Origin of the sequence: Fulvivirga marina (assembly GCF_016775155.1) — a bacterium.
GTDB classification, from domain to species: Bacteria; Bacteroidota; Bacteroidia; order Cytophagales; family Cyclobacteriaceae; genus Fulvivirga; species Fulvivirga marina.
Window position 1 is genome coordinate 80,336 of record NZ_JAEUGD010000004.1, and the last position, 19,052, is coordinate 99,387.

Here is a 19,052-nt window from a genome sequence, read left to right on the forward strand (position 1 = left end):
GCATTTTATGTTGGGTAAGCCTGGAGTGAAGTCTTCAAAAACTCACCTCAGGCCAACACCTGTTAATTATAAGTGTTTTTTAAGTTTTCCCAGTTCTCATCAGCCTTTTTCACCAGCTTGTCATGATTATTCTCTGTCAGCCATAGCTGTTGGGCATCCAGCTCCAGGTTATACAGGTACAGAAAATACTTCCCATCTTTAACGATGAACTTATTGGGATCAGGACGAAATTTAGCCCCAGCATAAACCCCAAAGGCACAATACCCTCCATATTGGGGCAGATACTTCTTCGGGCTCTTATCAAAAGCTGCCTTTTGTTCTGCTGAAGTAAAGTAGTAAACCACTTTGTCATACTCTGACTTAAACTCTCTGATTCCTTTCTGGGCAAGACCAAGATTCAAATACGAAACAGGGCTGTATCCCTCAAGAGCTATATTGCTGTTGTCAATATTATAAGCTTTTTTATCTTGTGCCAGCACAAAAGATGTCATAAGCATGGCCGTAACCAATGTGTATATTTTAATTAGATTTTTCATTTCAATAAAGTTTAAATGTGTTGATTAATTGAACAGCAGTTATCGCTGAGTGCAACGACTAAAAAACGACAACCGCGTTAGCGATATAGTAATGCATATCCACACCCTCAAACCCCAATACAAAAGGGGCAATGGAGAAAGTAGTGGCCGCTACCAGATCAATGGTTAGGTGCGTGTTAAAACTAAGGGTATGGAAGTACTTCCATCCACCAAGGTGTGACGGTGTGCAATCCCATTGACTTTGGCAATCGCCTGTGTAAAACCTACCATCTTTTCTATCATCTGCACTTTACCATCGGTGGTTACTTCACCATAATCGGATGTAGTGGCGGTTTCAGCGAAGTATTTCTTTACCGCATTCACAATATCACCTTGTGATACCATGTCATCCATTTCTTTTACTTGAATTTTCAGATCCATCATAAACAGTATATGTTTTTAAAACTCTATACTGTAAAGATGAGGTGGACCTGTAAGGAACTTGCTACGGAAAATTTCCCTTCTATTGTACTTTTGGATTTGGGTAGTCTGAGGGAGGCACCCCTACGTATTGCTTAAAGAAGGCTGTAAAATGGTTAGGTTCTTCAAAATTTAGCGTTCTGGCTATCTCATTCACCGACATACCAATTTTAAGGTATTTCTTAGATGTTTTTATAATCTCCTGCCTGATCAACTGACCTATGGAAACCTGTAATTTATCTTTCACTTTTCTGGATAGTGTTTTTACCGAAAGGTTCATTTTCTCTGCATAGAAATCAACTCTTCTCTGTTCTGTATGGAATGCGTACAGCAAGTCCAGAATATCACTTACAAAAGTGTCTCTTTCTATCAAACTCACTGTTGAGGCGAAACTCTGTTGGTGTAAGTCCGGTATGGGACTTAAACACCCTGTTGAAGTATGCCGGATCTTTATATCCAAAATCATAGGCTATTTCCTTGATGCTTTTATTGGTAAATGAAATATCCTTTTTAGACTCGGTCAGTCGCTTATCAGCAAGCAACTTATTAATTGTAATACCTACTTTCTGAGTGTAGATGACTTGCGGGTTAAGGTCATATTGCCCCAGAAGGTTGACAATTTGATCATTTTTCAGATGGCTTTTGAATTGACGGTCTATGATATCTTTGACGTCAAAAATGATGTGATACTCTTCATTAGCGGCATTAAAAGGGTTTTGCCAATACCATTGCTGAGAAGAAATATCAAGGATCTCTGTTGGTCTGGAAAAAATAGAGCGCTCAAGGTATTTCTGGCAATCGGCACATTCATCAAAATTGATATATCCCAATGAAATCAGATGCTTAAACAGTACTCTAAACTCTGGATTTTTAAAGATTTCGTCATCTTCAAATTCAATCTTTCTTACAATAAACCCACTAGATAAAAACTTAATATATTGCCCTTTTTCAAGAAAGATCAACTTATCGTCCCAATCATGAAAGTTTTTAAAATCCACCTGTATACTTGCTGTTCCTTCCAGAATATGCATCATGGTGTATTTATTGATAAAGTACACCTTATTTGCTTCAGGTATCAGTTTGGTAACCATTATTACTACCTAAACGACATTTAAGGCATTAAGATCAGGCATAGGATGTTTTTATTCCTTAAAATAGGTTCCCTAGTCAAAGGGTAATAGGTCAGGCTCCAGATATTGAGTTTTTGCCTCTGGTATATTGTAAATATCAATGGCATAATGAGCTTCCATCAGCCCTCTAAAATTCGATTTTAGTTGAGGGAACTCCTCTATAAAGCTTTTGAATTTGGATGAACGTGACTTCAGCATGAAATGATATACCGCTTTGGTCGCAGCCACGGTCAGTGTTTTGTTATATTTATCACGAGCCCCAATATGATCTACAAAATTCTGAAGCTGTTTCTGTATCTTTTCAATAGCTATTTCAATGCCATGTCTATCTATAAGAATCCAGGCTAGTCTTAAATGAGCTTCGTGACTAAAGGTACCAGGATCAAGTTTGCAACTAGCAAACTGATCCGTAAATTCTGCATCAGAAAGGTCGAAATGATTTTCCATACTTATTTGATTTGGGGACTTATTTAAAACGGGTTTTAGGATAAAGGGTTTCAGCAATGTTCCATGAACCATAATTACTTTAAGCAAACTCCCTTACTTCAAATTTCAACCGCTCCCTATAATTGGAGCCACCCTAAATCTTCGTTTTGTCATATTGATTCCTTATTCATATCTTTTTATTTAATTATTCCGTAATCCTAATCGAGGCATTGTTAAAGAAAAAACACATGAATAAATTAGCAGCATTAGTTCTGATATTATTGATTGCTCCAATTCTTGGAGGAGTTTATGGGATTATTCATGATCAAATAACTTATTCCATTTCAGAAGAGTATTACACCAAGTTTAAGTTCGCACAATTCGGCCTGGAAAATTGGGGATTAGGAGAAAATGTAGGAACAGGAAAAGCTCCTGAAGTTCTATTAAAGAGTCCAAGATTTGGAGCTGCTATCGTTGGAGCATTGGCAACCTGGTGGGCAGGTCTTATTATTGGGATTTTTCTTGGGCTTACAGGCTTAATTCATAAAAATGGTAAAGAGATGTTTAGAGCAACATCAAAGGCTTTTGGGTTAGCAACTTGCGTTGCTCTTCTAACTGGTATCATTGGGCTTTTATATGGTCAATTATTTCTGGTTAATAATCCTCCAAACTGGTTTATGCCCGACAACTTAATTAAAAAAAAACAATTCATAATGGTAGGGTCAATGCACAATTTCAGCTATGTGGGCGGACTAATTGGATTGATTTTAGCTATGATATTTAGCATTAGGCAGAAACAAAAATATCAAAGCGCTATGCTATAAAGTACAACTATTTGATAAGTGTCGTGCTGCTTCCTTTTCTAACGTCTACCCTACTTCACTCACCTTCTTCTTATATCCTGGTTCATAGTCCACACCTCCAAAAATATGTAAAAACAGAATGCGTGAATACCTAAACAGAAATGGCAAGAACAGCGCTATTACTCCGATAATAGTGAGTAAGTATACCTCCAATGAGAAATCGCCCAAAAAAGATAATGCCACACCTACAGCAACAAAAATTGCAACAGAAAATGCGTAGCTAATATACATGGCTCCGAAGAAAAAACCTGGTTCTCTTTCATAGTGCAGACCACATACATCACACTGCGAGTGCATTTTATAAAAAGCTAGAAGGTTGAAAGCTGAAGTCTTAAAAATATCCCCTTGTCGACACCTGGGACATTTACCATTGATAATTGCGCCTGCTTTGTTCATGTTTGGCTTGAAGTTTACTTTTTCTATACCATAAAAATCCTACAACACCAATGGCCAGGTAGGGCATAACAAATAAATATAAGATACCAAAATTAAGGCCGGCTCCTATACCTATGTCACCGTTGCTCAAGTTGTTTTCAACCGTGGCTCTACACATGGCACACTGTGCTAAAAGGTCTCCGGTTCCTAACATAAGGAACGCTGTAGAAATTGTTAATATTTTGGATAATACTTTCATATCGGTTATCTAAACAAAGTCCATTCTTCTTTGGTTCTTATCTAATGCACATAGTAAGGACTAATCATAATATAAATAACCACACCTGTTATGGCTACATACAACCATATGGGATAGGTGATTTTCGCAAGCTTTCTATGTTTATCAAACTGCTCTGACAGGGCTCTTACAAAACTGAACAGCACCAACGGAATAACAACTATGGAAAGTAAAATATGAGATATCAAAATAAAGAAATAGATATAACGAACACCTCCGGCTCCTCCGTATGGAGTTGACTCACTTGTCATGTGATACAAAACATACATCACCAAAAAAGAGGCTGACAAGCCTATGCATGTTTTCATTAAATTCTCATGTAATTTGACCTTGCCATTTTTTATAGCTCCCAGAGCTGCAATAAGTAATACTGCAGTTAAACCGTTGACAGTCGCATAAATAGGTGGCAAAAAAGTGAAATCATACCCTTCTATCTTTACTCCAAACAACACGGCTACAGCTAAAGGGATAACTATAGACAGCGTGATGATCAATTTTCTATATTTTAACTCCTTATTTGCGAGCTCCATTTTCCAACAAAATCTTTATTTCTACTACAAGTCTATCCATTTCCCCAAGGTCCGTATCATAATATCCTCGTATTCGACCTTCTGCATCCACCAAAATAAACTGATTATAAGTGTCAGTTACAAAAGCACACGTCATTATCGACCATATACTCTGTTTTGGCAAAGAAGTGATATCTAACCGTGATACTCCAGACAACGAATCTGCCGCAAAAATACTCACTTTTGGTGTATCTCCTGCATACAATTCCATTAATCTATTAAGTTGATTATTAAGCTCTTTTAAATTATAAGTTTCATTATTTTTAAAAAACATGAACAGTGACACTTCTCCGTTGGTAAGGCTATCAGGCACTAAAAACTGCCCATCAGCATAACTACACCCCACATACGATTTATCCACACCATCGGTATAGTAAACAGGTATGTCAAACTGGTTTTCTCCGAAAATTCTCAAAAACATAAATATGGCCAAAGGTATGGCCAGCATGATTATCAGAAAAACAATTTTTATGATCTTATTCACAGTAGCTATATATAAAATAAGGCTAAAGTATTGTACTCTAGCCTTATTTTATCTGTTTATTTAATACTTATTAATTTAAATAACGGTCATCAAAAATTGACATACCTTCATAAACGAATGCTACCAGCATCCATACAATGAATATCATAGGTATCAGAATAGACCAAATCAATACTTTAACTTCATACTTCAAGTGCATGAATTCACCAACTATATAAAAAGCTTTAACTATAGTCATACCCACGAAAATTGTAACCCTGGTTACTTCCATTTCCAATGGAATAGTAAACGCTACAAGGAATTCAAGGGCAGTAATTATAGCCAGGAGGCCAGCAGTCATCCATATTTTTCTAATCTTGGCTTTATCAGGTGCTTGTACCTGAATGTGTGTTGTTTCTTCAGCGTGCATATTATAAATATTTTAAAGTCTTAAACCAGATAAAAGAATGTAAATACGAATACCCAAACAAGGTCTACAAAGTGCCAGTAAAGCCCTACCTTCTCAACCATTTCATAATGACCTCTTTTATCGTAAACTCCAGTAATCGTATTGTAATAAATTATAAAGTTCAACACCACACCACTGAATACGTGAGTACCGTGGAACCCGGTAATGAAAAAGAAGAACGCCGCAAAATCAGACGGGCCATATTGATTAACCGATAAATTAGCTCCGAAAATGGTTTTTTCTATCCATTCGCCATTCACTAGAAACTTCATTACAGTACCTCCATCCGTACCATGGATGAAGTGCGACCACTCCCATGCCTGACATCCAAGAAACGTTAGTCCTCCTATGACTGTCCATAACATCCATTTCTCAACATTCTTTCTATCCATTCTATGTCCTGCTTCTACCGCCAATACCATGGTAACACTACTCATAATGAGTATGAAAGTCATGATACCTACGAACACCAATGGAAGACTAATGCCGTGCAAGAAAGGTACAGCTTCGAATACCTTCTCAGGAATAGGCCAATAGTTATTGGAAAATGAAAAAGCATCTGCCGCCCCTTCATAAGCTGGGTGCGCAGATCTGACTAATCCATAAGTTATTAATAAGGCAGAAAACGTAAAAGCATCTGAAAGCAGGAAAAACCACATCATGAGTTTACCATAACTCGCTTTCAAAGGTGACTGCCCACCATCCCAAATACTTCTCTTTGGGTCATCAATTGTATGTGCGGTAGTTGACATAAATGATTCTTTAAATCTCTAATTAATGATTCAACAATAAAAAAACAAATAAATAAATCCAAAGTGCATCCAAAAAGTGCCAATACGTTGTACACATTTGAATCTGATTCAAGCTTTTTGAATGTACTTTATACTTAAAGGTTGAAATTAATACAATTATCAGAAATATAACACCACTCACTATATGTAAGCCGTGTAAACCTGATAATACGTATAAAAACGACCCGGAAGGATTTCCTACAAAAAAGACTTCACTATTTACCAAAACACCCCAAACGTAGAACTGTCCTATGAGAAACATGATACCCAAAACGGAAGTAACCGATATAGCCAACTTCACTCTCTCAAGGTTGTCTTTTTTAGCTTCGAGATAAGCCCAGTGCATGGTAGCACTACTTAGTAAAATAATACCTGTGGTCACCCACATTTCAAAAGGCAACTCAAACATTACCCAATTGCCCTCAGCCTGTCTTACAATGTAACCGCTGGTAAGGGCCGCGAAAATCATAACTACTGTAATCATGAACAACCAAAGAGAAAACTTCTTTGGGTTCATTGATAATGGTTTTTTGGGCTCTTCTACTAATTTCAAATCTGATGTCATCTCCATTTCTACTTACACTTTATCCAACAAAAAGGCGATCTGCACTATAGGCAGATATAAAAAAGATCCAAACATAATTCTCATAGCCGATTTCCTATTGCCATTTTTCATCAAAGTAAATGTCTGGCTTAAGAACAGTACTCCACAAATGGTAACAACAATTGCAGAATCTATACCCGTGATTCCAAACTTAGCAGGCAAAAGCCCCAGGGGAAGAAGAAACAGGGTATATATCATGATCTGTATGGCAGTATTCAAGTCCTTAGCGCCCCCTGATGGCAGAAGCTTAAATCCTGCCTTTTTATAGTCTTCATCGGCAACCCAGGCTATAGCCCAGAAGTGAGGAAACTGCCAGATAAACTGAATTCCAAAAATGATCAATGCTTCATAGGTAATGACCCCTGTAGCAGCTGTCCAACCTAAAAGTGGTGGCAATGCACCCGGAATAGCCCCAACAAAAACGGCTATAGGTCCTACCCTTTTTAACGGTGTATAAACGAAGCTATATAGAATCATTGACAACAATGACAACAAGGTGGTCAACATGTTTGTATGTACCATCAATATGGTTAAACCAATAGCTGCGCAAGCAAAAGCGAATACAGCAGCCTCCCCTACAGAAACACGCCCTGTAGGTAATGGCCTGTTCATGGTTCTTGTCATTAATTTATCAAGTTCCTTTTCTATGATTTGATTAATAGTAATAGACGCTCCGGATACCAGAAAGCCCCCAAGGCTAAGCATACCAAAATGTAACCAGTCTATTGTACCGTTGAACCCCAGTACATACCCAAAACCACACGAAAAAGCCACCAAAAAAGACAGCCGAAACTTCACGAGTTCAAAGTAAGCCTTTAGCTTACCTGAAATTGAAAGTCCGTATGTATCATTTAATATCATAATGCTATTATGCCAATTTTCCTTTTACACCGCTCATTCGCAAAAATAGTGAAAACTGAAGGCCAAAGACCAAGGTTCCCAATAATAAATGAACGGGTTGAATAAATGCCGGTATACCAAAGTATCCCATAATCACACCCGTTACAATGGTTATCACTACCGTAGCTACCAACCAAACAGTCAATCCTGACCGGGACCTTGTTTTAAATAATAAATAAACCAAAGCCATATGTAGCAATAAAATGACCCAGCTAAAGGACCGGTGTATCAAAAACGGCATCCCAATACTATCTATCCACAAATTTCTGTCAGCGTAATTGTATTGCGCTGCAATAACATCTACCATTTCGCGTACCTGTGTTCCCAAAGCCACTTGAATAAGCGAAGTGATCATACATGCAGCGAGGACAACAAGGAATAATGTTTTATCTCTAAAGCACATTAATACAACTCCGTCGTAATTTGTTCGGTGAACAAGGTAAACCAACAAAGCAACGATCAGTAGTGCCAAAAACATATGCAATGTTATAGTCCAGGGTACTAAGTTTGTAGATACTACAATTGACCCGATCCACCCTTGAAAAATGACCAACAATAAGGTGGTTAAAGCAACAAAGAATACGCTTCTGTCCGTTTTCAAGAATCTTATCGATAAAACGAATGTTCCTATAATCAGCAATCCTATTAGCACCCCCAACAATCTATTGATATATTCTATCCAAGTCTTTTGTTTGTTGAAGTCAGCCTCATGTAAAATAGACTCATCATTTAATATCTTATCTGCCGTGTCCTTAAATCCAAGTCCAGAAAGATACTTCGCAAAACGTTCGTTCTTCTTTTCTCTCTTTTGAGAATAAATTTCTTTGTAGTTTTCTGGCAGTTGACTTACATCCGTTGGAGGCACCCAATTACCAAAGCATTTAGGCCAGTCAGGACAGCCCATACCTGAACCAGTACTCCTAACAACCCCTCCTACCAGAATCAATAAATATACAGCAATAAGAGTTAGCAGACTAAATTTAGAAAATAGCCTGCTGTTCTCTATGTTACTTTTTTTCATCCACTACAACCTTCGTCCCATCTCCTTCTAGTTTAATCATATCATTCTCATGTGGAAGATTAGATTCAGGAGTCATAGAAAAAGGTATGTGCTGAGGAATATAATCCTCCTTTGCACCCGGCTTACTATAGTCATATGGCCATCTGTATACTGTAGGAATCTCTCCAGGCCAGTTTCCATGACCAGGGTTAACAGGCGTAGTCCATTCCAAAGTATTAGACTGCCAAGGGTTAGCTGAAGCTTTTCTACCTCTGTACATACTATAGAAGAAGTTGAAAATGAAAATAATCTGCGCTACCAAAGTAAGTATAGCAGCAACACTAACAAGCGTATTTAAATCTGAGAAAGAGTTAAAAGTATCATAATTAGTGAACGAATAATATCTTCTAGGGTATCCTGCTATACCAATATAGTGCATAGGGAAGAACACCAAATAAACTCCCACAAATGTTAACCAGAAGTGAATGTAACCAAGTTTGGCATCCATCATACGACCAAACATTTTAGGGAACCAATGATAAACCCCGGCAAGCATACCAAAGAAAGCTGCACTACCCATTACGAGGTGGAAGTGAGCTACCACAAAATATGTATCGTGCAATTGAATATCAATAGCTGAATTACCAAGGTGAATACCAGTAAGACCACCTGAAATAAAGAATGACACCAAACCTATTGAAAAAAGCATCGCCGGTGTAAACCTGATATTACCTCTCCATAACGTAGTGAGGTAGTTAAACACCTTTACTGCTGATGGTACCGCAATAATCAATGTCAATAACATAAATACAGATCCTAAGAAAGGATTCATACCTGACACGAACATGTGGTGTGCCCATACAACAAATGATAAGATTGCAATGAACAATATGGAGCCAACCATTGCCTTATACCCAAAGATAGGTTTACGAGAGTTGGTAGCAATTACCTCAGAAGTGATACCCAATGCCGGCAACAATACAATATAAACCTCAGGGTGCCCTAAGAACCAGAACAAGTGCTGGAATAAAATTGGACTACCTCCCTGATTTGGCAGTGCCTCTCCATTAATATATATATCTGAAAGGTAAAAGCTTGTACCGAAGCTTCTATCGAAAATCAATAATAATGCAGCAGCAAACAACACGGGAAACGATAATAGACCAATAACTGCTGTTAAGAACAACGCCCATATCGAAAGCGGCAATTTGGCGAAAGACATCCCCTTGGTTCTCAAGTTGATCACCGTAGAGATGTAATTAATACCACCGAGCAAAGATGATACAATAAACAGAGCCATAGCTACCAGCCAAAGGGTCATCCCCAAACCAGAACCGTTAACCGCTTGTGGCAATGCACTTAATGGAGGGTAAATAACCCATCCTCCAGAAGCAGGGCCTGTTTCAATAAATAAAGATACTAACATGATAACACTGGATACAAAGAAGAACCAGTAAGAAAGCATATTCATGAAGCCCGATGCCATATCGCGTGCCCCAATCTGTAATGGTATCAGGAAGTTGGCAAAAGTACCACTTAAACCAGCTGTAAGCACAAAGAATACCATAATAGTACCGTGCATAGTTACAAGAGCCAGGTAAAACTCAGGATCAAGCTTACCTTCCGGAGTGATCCAGCCCCCAAGTATTGGTTTCAACCAATCCAGTTGTGCCTCGGGAAAACCTAATTGTAACCTAAATATAACAGATAATGTACCCCCAACAAGCGCCCAAAAAATCCCAGTTATAAGGAATTGTTTGGCGATCATTTTATGGTCGGTACTGAAAACATAAGTTGTCCAAAAGTTGCCATGATGATCGTGATCATGCTCATGACCATCATGATGAGTTTCTTCAGTAATGTGTATATCAGCAGTTGCCATAATATCTAACTTTCTATAATGATGCTTCTAATTCTTCTTTATCGATACCAGCCTTAATAATTGCCAGTTCCCTTTTATCTGCCGGTACCTTTTCAAGGTAATCCGAGTTCAACTTCAGCCATGTAGGCTGCGCCGCTTTCCACGCTTCATAATCTTCAGGCTCCTCTACAATTACCTTCAATTTCATAGAGAAATGTCCTCTACCACATATTTCTGTACAAGTAATAAAGTAGTCAAACTCGGGATCACCTAGCTCTGACCTCATTTCCTCAGTACTTTTAGTTGCGGTAAATTTGAAATGGGTTGGCATGCCTGGAACAGCATCCATCTTCAATCTGAAATGCGGAATGAATACACTATGCAGTACATCGCGTGCTCGGATGTTGAGCAGCACCTCTTTTCCTTTTGGAACATGCATTTCCAAAGGAACAAAATCATCATAAGAGTTTTCATCGGTAACATCCATACCAAAAAGGTTTCCTTCTTTATCATTAATCAACCTGAAATCATAATCACCAAGTTGATTATCTTGTACGCCTGGATATCTAACTGCCCATGCAAATTGATAACCCATAACTTCGATCACCTCCGCATCCTCTGAAGCTGGTGCAGTAATGTTATTCCAAGCTCTCAGACCAGTGAACACAAGTGTTGCCAACACAATAGCTGGTACTACCGTCCAGAGTATTTCGAGCTTCACATTATCAGGAAAGAATGTAGCTCTCGATCCCTCCTTATGCTGATACTTAAAACTGAATACAAACAGCAAAATATTAGTAAGGACAAATACAAATGCTGTTATAGCTGTTGTAATCCAGAAAGTAGTGTCTATGTCAGCACCATGAACAGAAGCCACTGGAATGGTGTATTTGTCAAAATAAGTAAATGAATACCAGAAAAAGAAGCCTAAACCACTGAGCATAAACACAATCATTAATGCTGCATTTATTCTGTTACTGGAACCTACGACTTTTTTGTCTGTACCCTTTACTACATTGACCAGTGTGCCTATTCTAAATAAAGTTAATAGAATAACCACAAGAAGAATGGTACCTATAGCAATAATCACTTCGAACATATCCCTATATATTAATCTTTAAATTTAATTCAGTTTCTATTAAATATGGTGATGTAAACTTTCCTCCAGCATAGGGTGATTCTTCGCATATAACGGAGCCTTTGCCAGATTCGAGAGTGTTACAAACAAAAATGCTACACCAAATATCATTAACATACCAATTTCCGTGAAGCCAAAGCTTCCGTTTTCCTGCATAACACCAGGCGTTATCATCAGATAGAAATCAAACCAGTGACCCACAATAACTATAGGGCAAACCAATTTAAGCAAAGACATGTGCCTCTTCGCATCTCTTGTCATCAACAACAAGAAAGGTAACAGGAAGTTCAATATCAAGTTAAGGAAAAATACCCATTTATATTGGCTCGAGTCCAATCGCTCGATAAAGTAGATAGTTTCCTCAGGGATATTAGCATAGTAGATCAACAAGAACTGAGAGAACCATATGTATGTCCAGAAAATGCTGAACCCAAAGATAAATTTACCAATATCGTGCAGGTGGTTAGCATTAACCACTTTAAGGTAGCCGTTTTGCTTAAGCACTACAACTATAAGTGTAATTACAGCCAAACCATTTACCCACCAACTAGCAAAGACATACCACCCAAACATAGTACTGAACCAGTGCGGATCAACTGACATAATCCAATCCCATGCTGATACTGAAGAACTAACAGCAAATATTACCAGGAATATTGCAGAAAATTTTCTTGCCTTATACCAGTGCTTAACATCACCATCAATATCTTCCGCAAGCATTTCCCTTTTAATCCAGATGAAGAACATGTACCACAATACAAAAAACACAACCATTCTAAGAAGATAAAATAGTGGTACCGAAGAACCTGCTGCTAATGGCCAGAACCATAAAGTACTCTTACCTATAAGTATGTCATCAGCATGATCTCCGTGATAAAGATCACTATGAGTCCAGTGGAAAACATCTGCCTTAACAATCCACCAAGAAATGAACATCAAAATACCGGCAAATGGCAACCAATGAGCCATAGCCAAAGGAATTCTTTTCATACCTGCTGACCAACCAGCCTGAGCAGCATATTGAATAGCAACAAAAAATAATCCTATAATGCCTAATCCAGTGAAATAAACATTGTTTACCCAAAGGTTGGTAAAAACGTTTTTCAACCAAGGTGCTGAACCGTGGTGTCCTCCTTCCTCTCCATGTGCTTCTTCAGCTGCGTGAGTGCCTGCTCCCTCCTGAGGTGATTCAGCACTTGCAACCAAGTCATCAGCTACCTGATGCAATGCAGCATGCTCTTCTCCACCATGCCCATCTCCATGGCCATGGCCAGAATTCATATTCATAATTACACCTAAAATCAAAAGCACGAATCCAACGATACCGATGATCATTAAGGTCTTCTTAGCTCCGGAGGTAAACGAAAATCTTTCTTCAGTCATTTCAATTATATTTTATGCCTAAGGGCATTGTCTTTATATCAATTTCGAATTCACCAAACAGGTGTATGATGAACTACTGGTTTTGAAGTTTTTTTACATATCTGGCTATTTTCCACCTATCCTCAGGCTTAACCTGAGAACCATGAGGTTGCATTAAGCCTTTTCCCCAGGTTATCACATGGAAAATGTGACCTTCCGAAATATTCTGATAAGCTGCACCAGTCAAGTTAGCCACACCAGGATATTTATCAGCAACAGGACCATCAGCCTGGCCAGATCCACCATGACAATGATCGCAATATCTATCATATAGTAATTTCCCACCCGCTAAAACATCATCTGTTTTAGGTAAAGGGCTTTTCAAAGTTCTTGCAGCCAAATCCAAACTGTCTTTAGGAATTCTGTATGGTAAGTATCCCTTATCTGATCTAGGTACGACATTAGCAGGAGGAACTCTCATGGTCATCCTGTAAGGGTTTAATGGATTTGAATTATAGTACTCTCCATGATTATCACCATTGCTATCTAAAAGCTCCGCCATATTACCAGCACTTTCATCTGTAATCTGCTTTAGAGGCTCGTACGCAACAGAGTGATACATGTTAGGCGCATACTCCAACCCTTGGTTCTCACCACCCGCACCACAAGCAGTAAGTGCAGCACCAACAGCAAAAAGAGAAGCGAATTTTATATGTTTATATATATTCATGCTCAGAAAAATTCTTAATCTTCAAATTTTTTATCGTTAACCTCAGTAGCTCCACTATCACCGATAATACCCTTGATCTGATCAACAGTCAATTTATTTTTAGCCAGATCAATAGCCATAACGTGCTTATCATCAGTAATTCTTATATCCATCAAACGAGGCTTCTTATAAGGCTTCAAATCACTAACTATCATAAATGTACCTACCATACCTAAAGCAGAAAGTAAGACAGTCAACTCAAATGTAACCGGCACAAATGGCGGTATTGATGCGAAGTTTTTACCCCCAATGATCATTGGCCAGTCAAACCCCAACATCCACGTCTGCATAGTTAAGGCCAGAGTAGTACCCAGAAGGCCGAACAAGAATGCTGCTATTGGAAGTCTGGTTCTCTTATAACCCAACACTTCATCCAAACCGTGAACCGGAAAAGGAGAATACACTTCATGAATCTTGACTCCGCTCTCTCTTACCTTGGTTACGGCTTTCAAGAGAACATCCTCATCATCATAAATACCTAATACAAAGTTTTTATTACTTTCCATTTTTACTTATTGCTTTTTAAAGATGATGACTTGATAATACTCTTAACCTCGGCCATGTTGATTACAGGGAAGAACTTGGCAAATAACAAGAATGCTGTAAAGAATAAACCGAAGGTAAATAGGTACACACCTACATCGTAGAACGTAGGGTAGAACATTGCCCAACTAGATGGCAGATAATCGCGGTGCAAAGAGGTAACGATAATTACGAAACGCTCGAACCACATACCAATATTCACAATGATGGACAAAATGAATGTCGCTGCAATGTTCGTTCTGATGTTTTTGAACCAAAATAACTGAGGTGAAATAACGTTACACGTCATCATGGTCCAGTATGCCCACCAGTAAGGACCAGTAGCCCTGTTAATGAAAGCATATTGTTCTGCATCGACACCAGAATACCATGCGATAAAGAACTCAGTAATATAAGCTATCCCTACAATAGAACCCGTGATGATAATTACAATATTCATCAACTCTATGTGATTGATAGTAATATAATCTTCTAATTTGAAAACCTTTCTGGTCACCAACATCAGTGTAAGTACCATGGCAAAACCAGAGAAAATCGCTCCCGCAACGAAATAAGGAGGGAAGATGGTGGTATGCCAACCTGGTATAACTGAAGTAGCAAAGTCAAAAGATACTATAGTGTGTACTGAAAGTACCAGAGGAGTTGCTAAACCTGCCAAAATTAAGGCTACAGATTCATAGCGCATCCAAGTCTTGGCAGCTCCATCCCAACCAAAACTAAGTACTCCGTAAGCCGCTTTTGATATTTTATTAGTGGCTCGGTCTCTGATTGATGCAAAGTCAGGGATAAGACCAATATACCAGAACACTAATGATACTGTAAAATAAGTACTGATCGCAAATACGTCCCATAATAGTGGAGAGTTGAAGTTTACCCACAACGATCCCCATGTATTTGGAAGTGGCAACGCCCAGTAGAATCCAACCCAAAGTCTCCCCATGTGTAAACCAGGGAAACATGCTGCACAAATTACGGCGAAGATGGTCATCGCCTCAGCAGCACGGTTAATGGACATTCTCCATTTTTGTCTGAAAAGCAAAAGAATTGCCGAAATAAGTGTTCCTGCATGACCGATACCAACCCACCATACGAAGTTGGTGATATCCCAGGCCCATCCTACTGTTTTATTTAATCCCCAGACACCAATACCATCCCACAACAGCATGAACACTGCGTAAGTACCAATACCGAGAGTGGCTAAAGAAATAGCCATTCCCATCATCCAAGACTTGGTTGGTTTTCCTTCTACTTGCCTGCAGATATCTTCCGTAACATCATGAACGGTCTTCCCACCGGTAACTAATGGTTCGCGAACGGATGAAGTAACTTGCATATTATATTAGTTAATTTGTTCTAAGTAAGTTTTAAGCTTTGGTTTCCTCGTTATCCTTATTTCTGATCTTAGTCAGATAAGTAATATTAGGTTTTGTTCCTATTTCTGCCAATACATGATATGCTCTTGGCTCATGAATTTCCTTTTCAGTGATATAATCAGCTGCTTCGGTATCCTTGATATTAAGCATTTTGTAAATTTTGCTTTCCTTATCATTCATATCACCAAACATAATGGCATCAGTAGGACATGAACTCGCACAAGCTGTTGTTACTTCACCGTCAACAGGCCTTCTTCCCTCCTTCTTCGCTTCGAGTTTTGCATACTGGATTCTTTGAACGCAGAATGAACATTTTTCCATTACACCTCTTGATCTTACGGTAACATCTGGGTTCAACACCATTTTACCAAGATCATTATTCATAGCTGTATTGATGTTCTCAAAGTCACCGTTGTCATGATACTTGAACCAGTTGAAGCGTCTTACTTTATAAGGACAGTTATTAGCACAGTATCTTGTACCAATACATCTGTTATATGTCATCTGGTTAAGACCTTCCGTACTATGTGTAGTTGCTGCAACAGGGCAAACTGTCTCACAAGGAGCGTTATTACAATGCTGACAAAGCATAGGCTGGAATGTCACTTCAGGATTTGCTGCCGCCTGCTCTAACCCTTTATGATCATCAGCCGGAGCATCACTGCTGTAATATCTGTCGATCCTCAACCAGTGCATATCCCTTCTATTGATAACCTCTTCTCTACCTACAACGGGAACGTTGTTTTCTGACTGACAGGCAATAGTACATGCGCTACATCCAGTACAAGAGTTAAGGTCGATCGCCATACCCCAATGGTGGTTATTATATTTATGACCTTTCCAAAGTGATAATGCCCCTGCATCTACCTTACCGTCTTCTGACATCCAGGTAGAAATTTTAGGCTCATGACGGCCTGCAAGAGGATTAACCTTATATTCAGAAAGTATAGATTCCTGAATAACGTTATCTCTACCCATATACGTCTGATGCGTCTGGGTTTTAGCTATCTGATATTTTTCTGAAAGTACTTCTACCGTAACATCACTTAATACATTGTAGCTTACTGCACCGTTAAGTGTAGTTACGAAAGGATAGGCATCAACACCTCTTCCATCGGCTACTTTACCTGCATTTAAACGACCGTATCCAAGCGCTAAACCTACCGTACCTTCGGCCTGCCCTGGCTGGATAAGAATAGGAAGCTCAACAGAAACTCCTTTTACAGTAAGTTTCGCTTTATTGCAATGTCCTTCGAAGTATTCTACACCATTCTCGTCAGCCCATTTCTTACTAACAGTAAGGTAGTTATCCCAAGTTGATTTTGTAACCGGATCGGGCATCTCCTGCAACCATGGGTTGTTGGCTTGTGTACCATCTCCAATTCCCACTTTCTGATACAATGCAAGCTCGAGTCCTGAACCTTTATAGTTCTTATTAATGGCCTGTACAGCACTGCTAACATTACCACTGAATGGTACAGCAGCTCCAACAACAGCAGCTACTTCAGTTGCTACTGAATCAGCCTCAACTGCATTAGCAACTCCACTACCTTGATATACTCCATCATGCAACGCTTGCTCCCAGTTGCTAACACCCATATCTCTGTTCCAGGTGTTTTTCAGATAAGAATAATAATCAGGAGTATCAACACCTGTCCACTTCAAAAGACTTTCTTCAGCTTGTCTTGTTTTGAAGATTGGTGTAATAGTAGGCTGAATCAGGCTGTATTGACCTTTCTTAGGTTCCGCATCACCCCATGATTCAAGAAAATGATGATTTGGAGCTACGTAGTCTGATGCAACTGCTGTTTCATCAGGTCTGTCAGCTGTAGATATTTTAAGTGAGATCTTACTTAATGCACCAGCAATGTCTTCACCTTTATAATTATAAACCGGGTTACAGTTATAGAAAATAACTCCGGCGATACGACCAGCTTTAGCATCAGCTACGAATTTCTTCATTTCTACATCGTTACCCTGGCGATAGTACGCAGGAGTAGACATATCAATAGTAGAACCGTAATTGCTCAATGCATTATTGATAGCATTAACCACAAGCTGTACAGCCGGATCATTTGAACCGGAAACAACTAATGATTTACCTTTTGCTTTTTTCAGCTCAGTCGCTGCTTTATCAATATATTTTATCTGTGACTTCTTGCCACCGGTAATAGCCTCATAAAGTGCAACTACAGCTTTACCCTCATCAGAAGGTTTAATTGGTGTTCTGTAGTCCGCATTAGCACCGGTAGTTGTCAGATTTGACTCAAACTGATAATGACGAGACATGGTCTTTTTGTTAGGACCAATTTTTCTCGTTTTACTATATTGCTTAGAGAACTCAACAGGTGAGATCCATGTGCCTAAGAAATCAGCACCAAAACTTACAATAACATCAGCTTTGCTGAAGTCATATGAAGGAATCGCCCTCTGACCAAAAGACTCTTCATTAGCAGCAAGAATACCATGTGCAGAAACAGCATCATAAGTAACATGCTGTGCTGTAGGGTATTTCGCTTTAAAGTCTTCGATAACCTTCTTAGTGGTCGGGCTCAAAATTGTATTGCTTACAATTCTGATCTGTCCTCCCTGAGCAGCAATGCTACCCAATTTGCTTATAACAGCTTTATCAAGATCTTCCCATTTACCCTCCTTACCTTCTACAACAGGCGCTACAAGACGCTCGTTATCATATAAAGTAAGAACGGAAGCCTGTACCTGAGCACTGGTTCCGCCTTGAGTAATTTCAGAAAGTTTGTTTCCTTCAATTTTTATAGGGCGCCCTTCCCTGGTTTTTACCAAAATACTACAATAGTCACCACCACTAGTGTAGGTAGACGCATAATAGTTAGGGACACCGGGATCTACGTCAACAGGTTTATTAACATAAGGAATAGCTTTTCTAATCGGAGCCTCACAGGCTGCCAATGACACTGCTGCTATACCAAAACCCATCATCTTCAAAAAGTCTCTTCTGCTGCTTCCGCCCCCTTCATTTTGATTGATGGGAAGGAATTCCGGGAACTCCTTATCTGCATTCTTTACAAATGCGGGATCATTTGATAACTGCTCAATGCCTTTCCAGTATGTCTTTTTATTATCGCTCATAATCTATCAATAGAT

General features: G+C 39.0%; 22 protein-coding genes. 1 reads left to right on the forward strand and 21 read right to left on the reverse strand.

The window, feature by feature from the left end:
- Positions 1–62: 62 nt before the first annotated feature.
- The 5 genes from JMN32_RS02115 to JMN32_RS02135 form a co-directional block, all read right to left on the reverse strand.
- On the reverse strand, positions 63–536 hold the full coding sequence (locus JMN32_RS02115; protein ID WP_202854627.1) for a YHS domain-containing (seleno)protein: 474 nt from the start codon (positions 534–536) through the stop codon (positions 63–65).
- 165 nt (positions 537–701) lie between these two features.
- On the reverse strand, positions 702–959 hold the full coding sequence (locus JMN32_RS02120) for a hypothetical protein (RefSeq protein WP_202854628.1): 258 nt from the start codon (positions 957–959) through the stop codon (positions 702–704).
- Positions 960–1,038: 79 nt separating this feature from the next.
- Positions 1,039–1,368, reverse strand: coding sequence for a helix-turn-helix domain-containing protein (locus tag JMN32_RS02125; protein ID WP_202854629.1), 330 nt, complete (start codon positions 1,366–1,368; stop codon positions 1,039–1,041).
- Positions 1,340–2,086 (reverse strand): helix-turn-helix transcriptional regulator, encoded by a 747-nt coding sequence (locus JMN32_RS02130; RefSeq protein WP_202854630.1) that lies wholly within the window; start codon positions 2,084–2,086, stop codon positions 1,340–1,342. Before JMN32_RS02130 ends, JMN32_RS02125 begins: the two co-directional genes overlap by 29 nt.
- Positions 2,087–2,158: 72 nt before the next feature.
- On the reverse strand, positions 2,159–2,572 hold the full coding sequence (locus tag JMN32_RS02135; RefSeq protein ID WP_202854631.1) for a hypothetical protein: 414 nt from the start codon (positions 2,570–2,572) through the stop codon (positions 2,159–2,161).
- 227 nt (positions 2,573–2,799) lie between these two features.
- Here JMN32_RS02135 and JMN32_RS02140 point away from each other — a divergent pair, with 227 nt between their 5' ends.
- Positions 2,800–3,375 carry a hypothetical protein gene (locus JMN32_RS02140; protein WP_202854632.1) on the forward strand — a complete coding sequence of 192 codons (576 nt, stop codon included), beginning with the start codon at positions 2,800–2,802 and terminating at the stop codon, positions 3,373–3,375.
- A 45-nt stretch (positions 3,376–3,420) separates the two neighbouring features.
- On the opposite strand, the gene JMN32_RS02145 is transcribed toward JMN32_RS02140, so the two are convergent.
- The 16 genes from JMN32_RS02145 to JMN32_RS02220 all read right to left on the reverse strand — a co-directional run bounded on the left by JMN32_RS02145 (position 3,421) and on the right by JMN32_RS02220 (position 19,037).
- Positions 3,421–3,810 (reverse strand): DUF983 domain-containing protein, encoded by a 390-nt coding sequence (locus tag JMN32_RS02145; protein WP_238354312.1) that lies wholly within the window; start codon positions 3,808–3,810, stop codon positions 3,421–3,423.
- On the reverse strand, positions 3,779–4,048 hold the full coding sequence (locus JMN32_RS02150; protein ID WP_202854633.1) for a hypothetical protein: 270 nt from the start codon (positions 4,046–4,048) through the stop codon (positions 3,779–3,781). The genes JMN32_RS02145 and JMN32_RS02150 overlap by 32 nt, the downstream gene beginning before the upstream one ends.
- Before the next feature lie 41 nt (positions 4,049–4,089).
- Complete coding sequence (locus JMN32_RS02155; RefSeq protein WP_202854634.1) at positions 4,090–4,617, reverse strand: DUF420 domain-containing protein; 528 nt, start codon at positions 4,615–4,617, stop codon at positions 4,090–4,092.
- The gene (locus tag JMN32_RS02160) at positions 4,601–5,140 is read right to left on the reverse strand and encodes a hypothetical protein (RefSeq protein ID WP_202854635.1); all 540 of its coding nucleotides are present in this window, start codon (positions 5,138–5,140) and stop codon (positions 4,601–4,603) included. Before JMN32_RS02160 ends, JMN32_RS02155 begins: the two co-directional genes overlap by 17 nt.
- Positions 5,141–5,210: 70 nt before the next feature.
- The gene (locus JMN32_RS02165; RefSeq protein WP_202854636.1) at positions 5,211–5,549 is read right to left on the reverse strand and encodes a cytochrome C oxidase subunit IV family protein; all 339 of its coding nucleotides are present in this window, start codon (positions 5,547–5,549) and stop codon (positions 5,211–5,213) included.
- A gap of 20 nt (positions 5,550–5,569) precedes the next feature.
- Complete coding sequence (locus tag JMN32_RS02170) at positions 5,570–6,340, reverse strand: cytochrome c oxidase subunit 3 (RefSeq protein ID WP_202854637.1); 771 nt, start codon at positions 6,338–6,340, stop codon at positions 5,570–5,572.
- A 22-nt stretch (positions 6,341–6,362) separates the two neighbouring features.
- Positions 6,363–6,944, reverse strand: a complete 582-nt coding sequence (locus JMN32_RS02175; RefSeq protein WP_202854876.1) for a cytochrome c oxidase subunit 3 — start codon at positions 6,942–6,944, stop codon at positions 6,363–6,365.
- A gap of 12 nt (positions 6,945–6,956) precedes the next feature.
- Positions 6,957–7,844, reverse strand: a complete 888-nt coding sequence (cyoE, locus tag JMN32_RS02180; protein WP_202854638.1) for a heme o synthase — start codon at positions 7,842–7,844, stop codon at positions 6,957–6,959.
- A gap of 7 nt (positions 7,845–7,851) precedes the next feature.
- Positions 7,852–8,904, reverse strand: a complete 1,053-nt coding sequence (locus JMN32_RS02185) for a COX15/CtaA family protein (protein WP_202854639.1) — start codon at positions 8,902–8,904, stop codon at positions 7,852–7,854.
- Complete coding sequence (locus JMN32_RS02190) at positions 8,891–10,765, reverse strand: cytochrome c oxidase subunit I (protein WP_202854640.1); 1,875 nt, start codon at positions 10,763–10,765, stop codon at positions 8,891–8,893. Before JMN32_RS02190 ends, JMN32_RS02185 begins: the two co-directional genes overlap by 14 nt.
- A gap of 13 nt (positions 10,766–10,778) precedes the next feature.
- Positions 10,779–11,843, reverse strand: coding sequence for a cytochrome c oxidase subunit II (locus JMN32_RS02195; protein ID WP_202854641.1), 1,065 nt, complete (start codon positions 11,841–11,843; stop codon positions 10,779–10,781).
- Between the two features lie 39 nt (positions 11,844–11,882).
- A complete protein-coding gene (locus tag JMN32_RS02200; protein WP_202854642.1) occupies positions 11,883–13,265 on the reverse strand; it encodes a quinol:cytochrome C oxidoreductase in 1,383 nt (460 codons plus the stop codon).
- A gap of 73 nt (positions 13,266–13,338) precedes the next feature.
- Positions 13,339–13,974, reverse strand: coding sequence for a c-type cytochrome (locus tag JMN32_RS02205; RefSeq protein WP_202854643.1), 636 nt, complete (start codon positions 13,972–13,974; stop codon positions 13,339–13,341).
- A gap of 14 nt (positions 13,975–13,988) precedes the next feature.
- The gene (locus JMN32_RS02210) at positions 13,989–14,519 is read right to left on the reverse strand and encodes a DUF3341 domain-containing protein (RefSeq protein WP_202854644.1); all 531 of its coding nucleotides are present in this window, start codon (positions 14,517–14,519) and stop codon (positions 13,989–13,991) included.
- A gap of 2 nt (positions 14,520–14,521) precedes the next feature.
- Complete coding sequence (gene nrfD, locus JMN32_RS02215; RefSeq protein ID WP_202854645.1) at positions 14,522–15,889, reverse strand: NrfD/PsrC family molybdoenzyme membrane anchor subunit; 1,368 nt, start codon at positions 15,887–15,889, stop codon at positions 14,522–14,524.
- Positions 15,890–15,920: 31 nt separating this feature from the next.
- Complete coding sequence (locus JMN32_RS02220; RefSeq protein ID WP_202854646.1) at positions 15,921–19,037, reverse strand: TAT-variant-translocated molybdopterin oxidoreductase; 3,117 nt, start codon at positions 19,035–19,037, stop codon at positions 15,921–15,923.
- Positions 19,038–19,052: the final 15 nt, after the last annotated feature.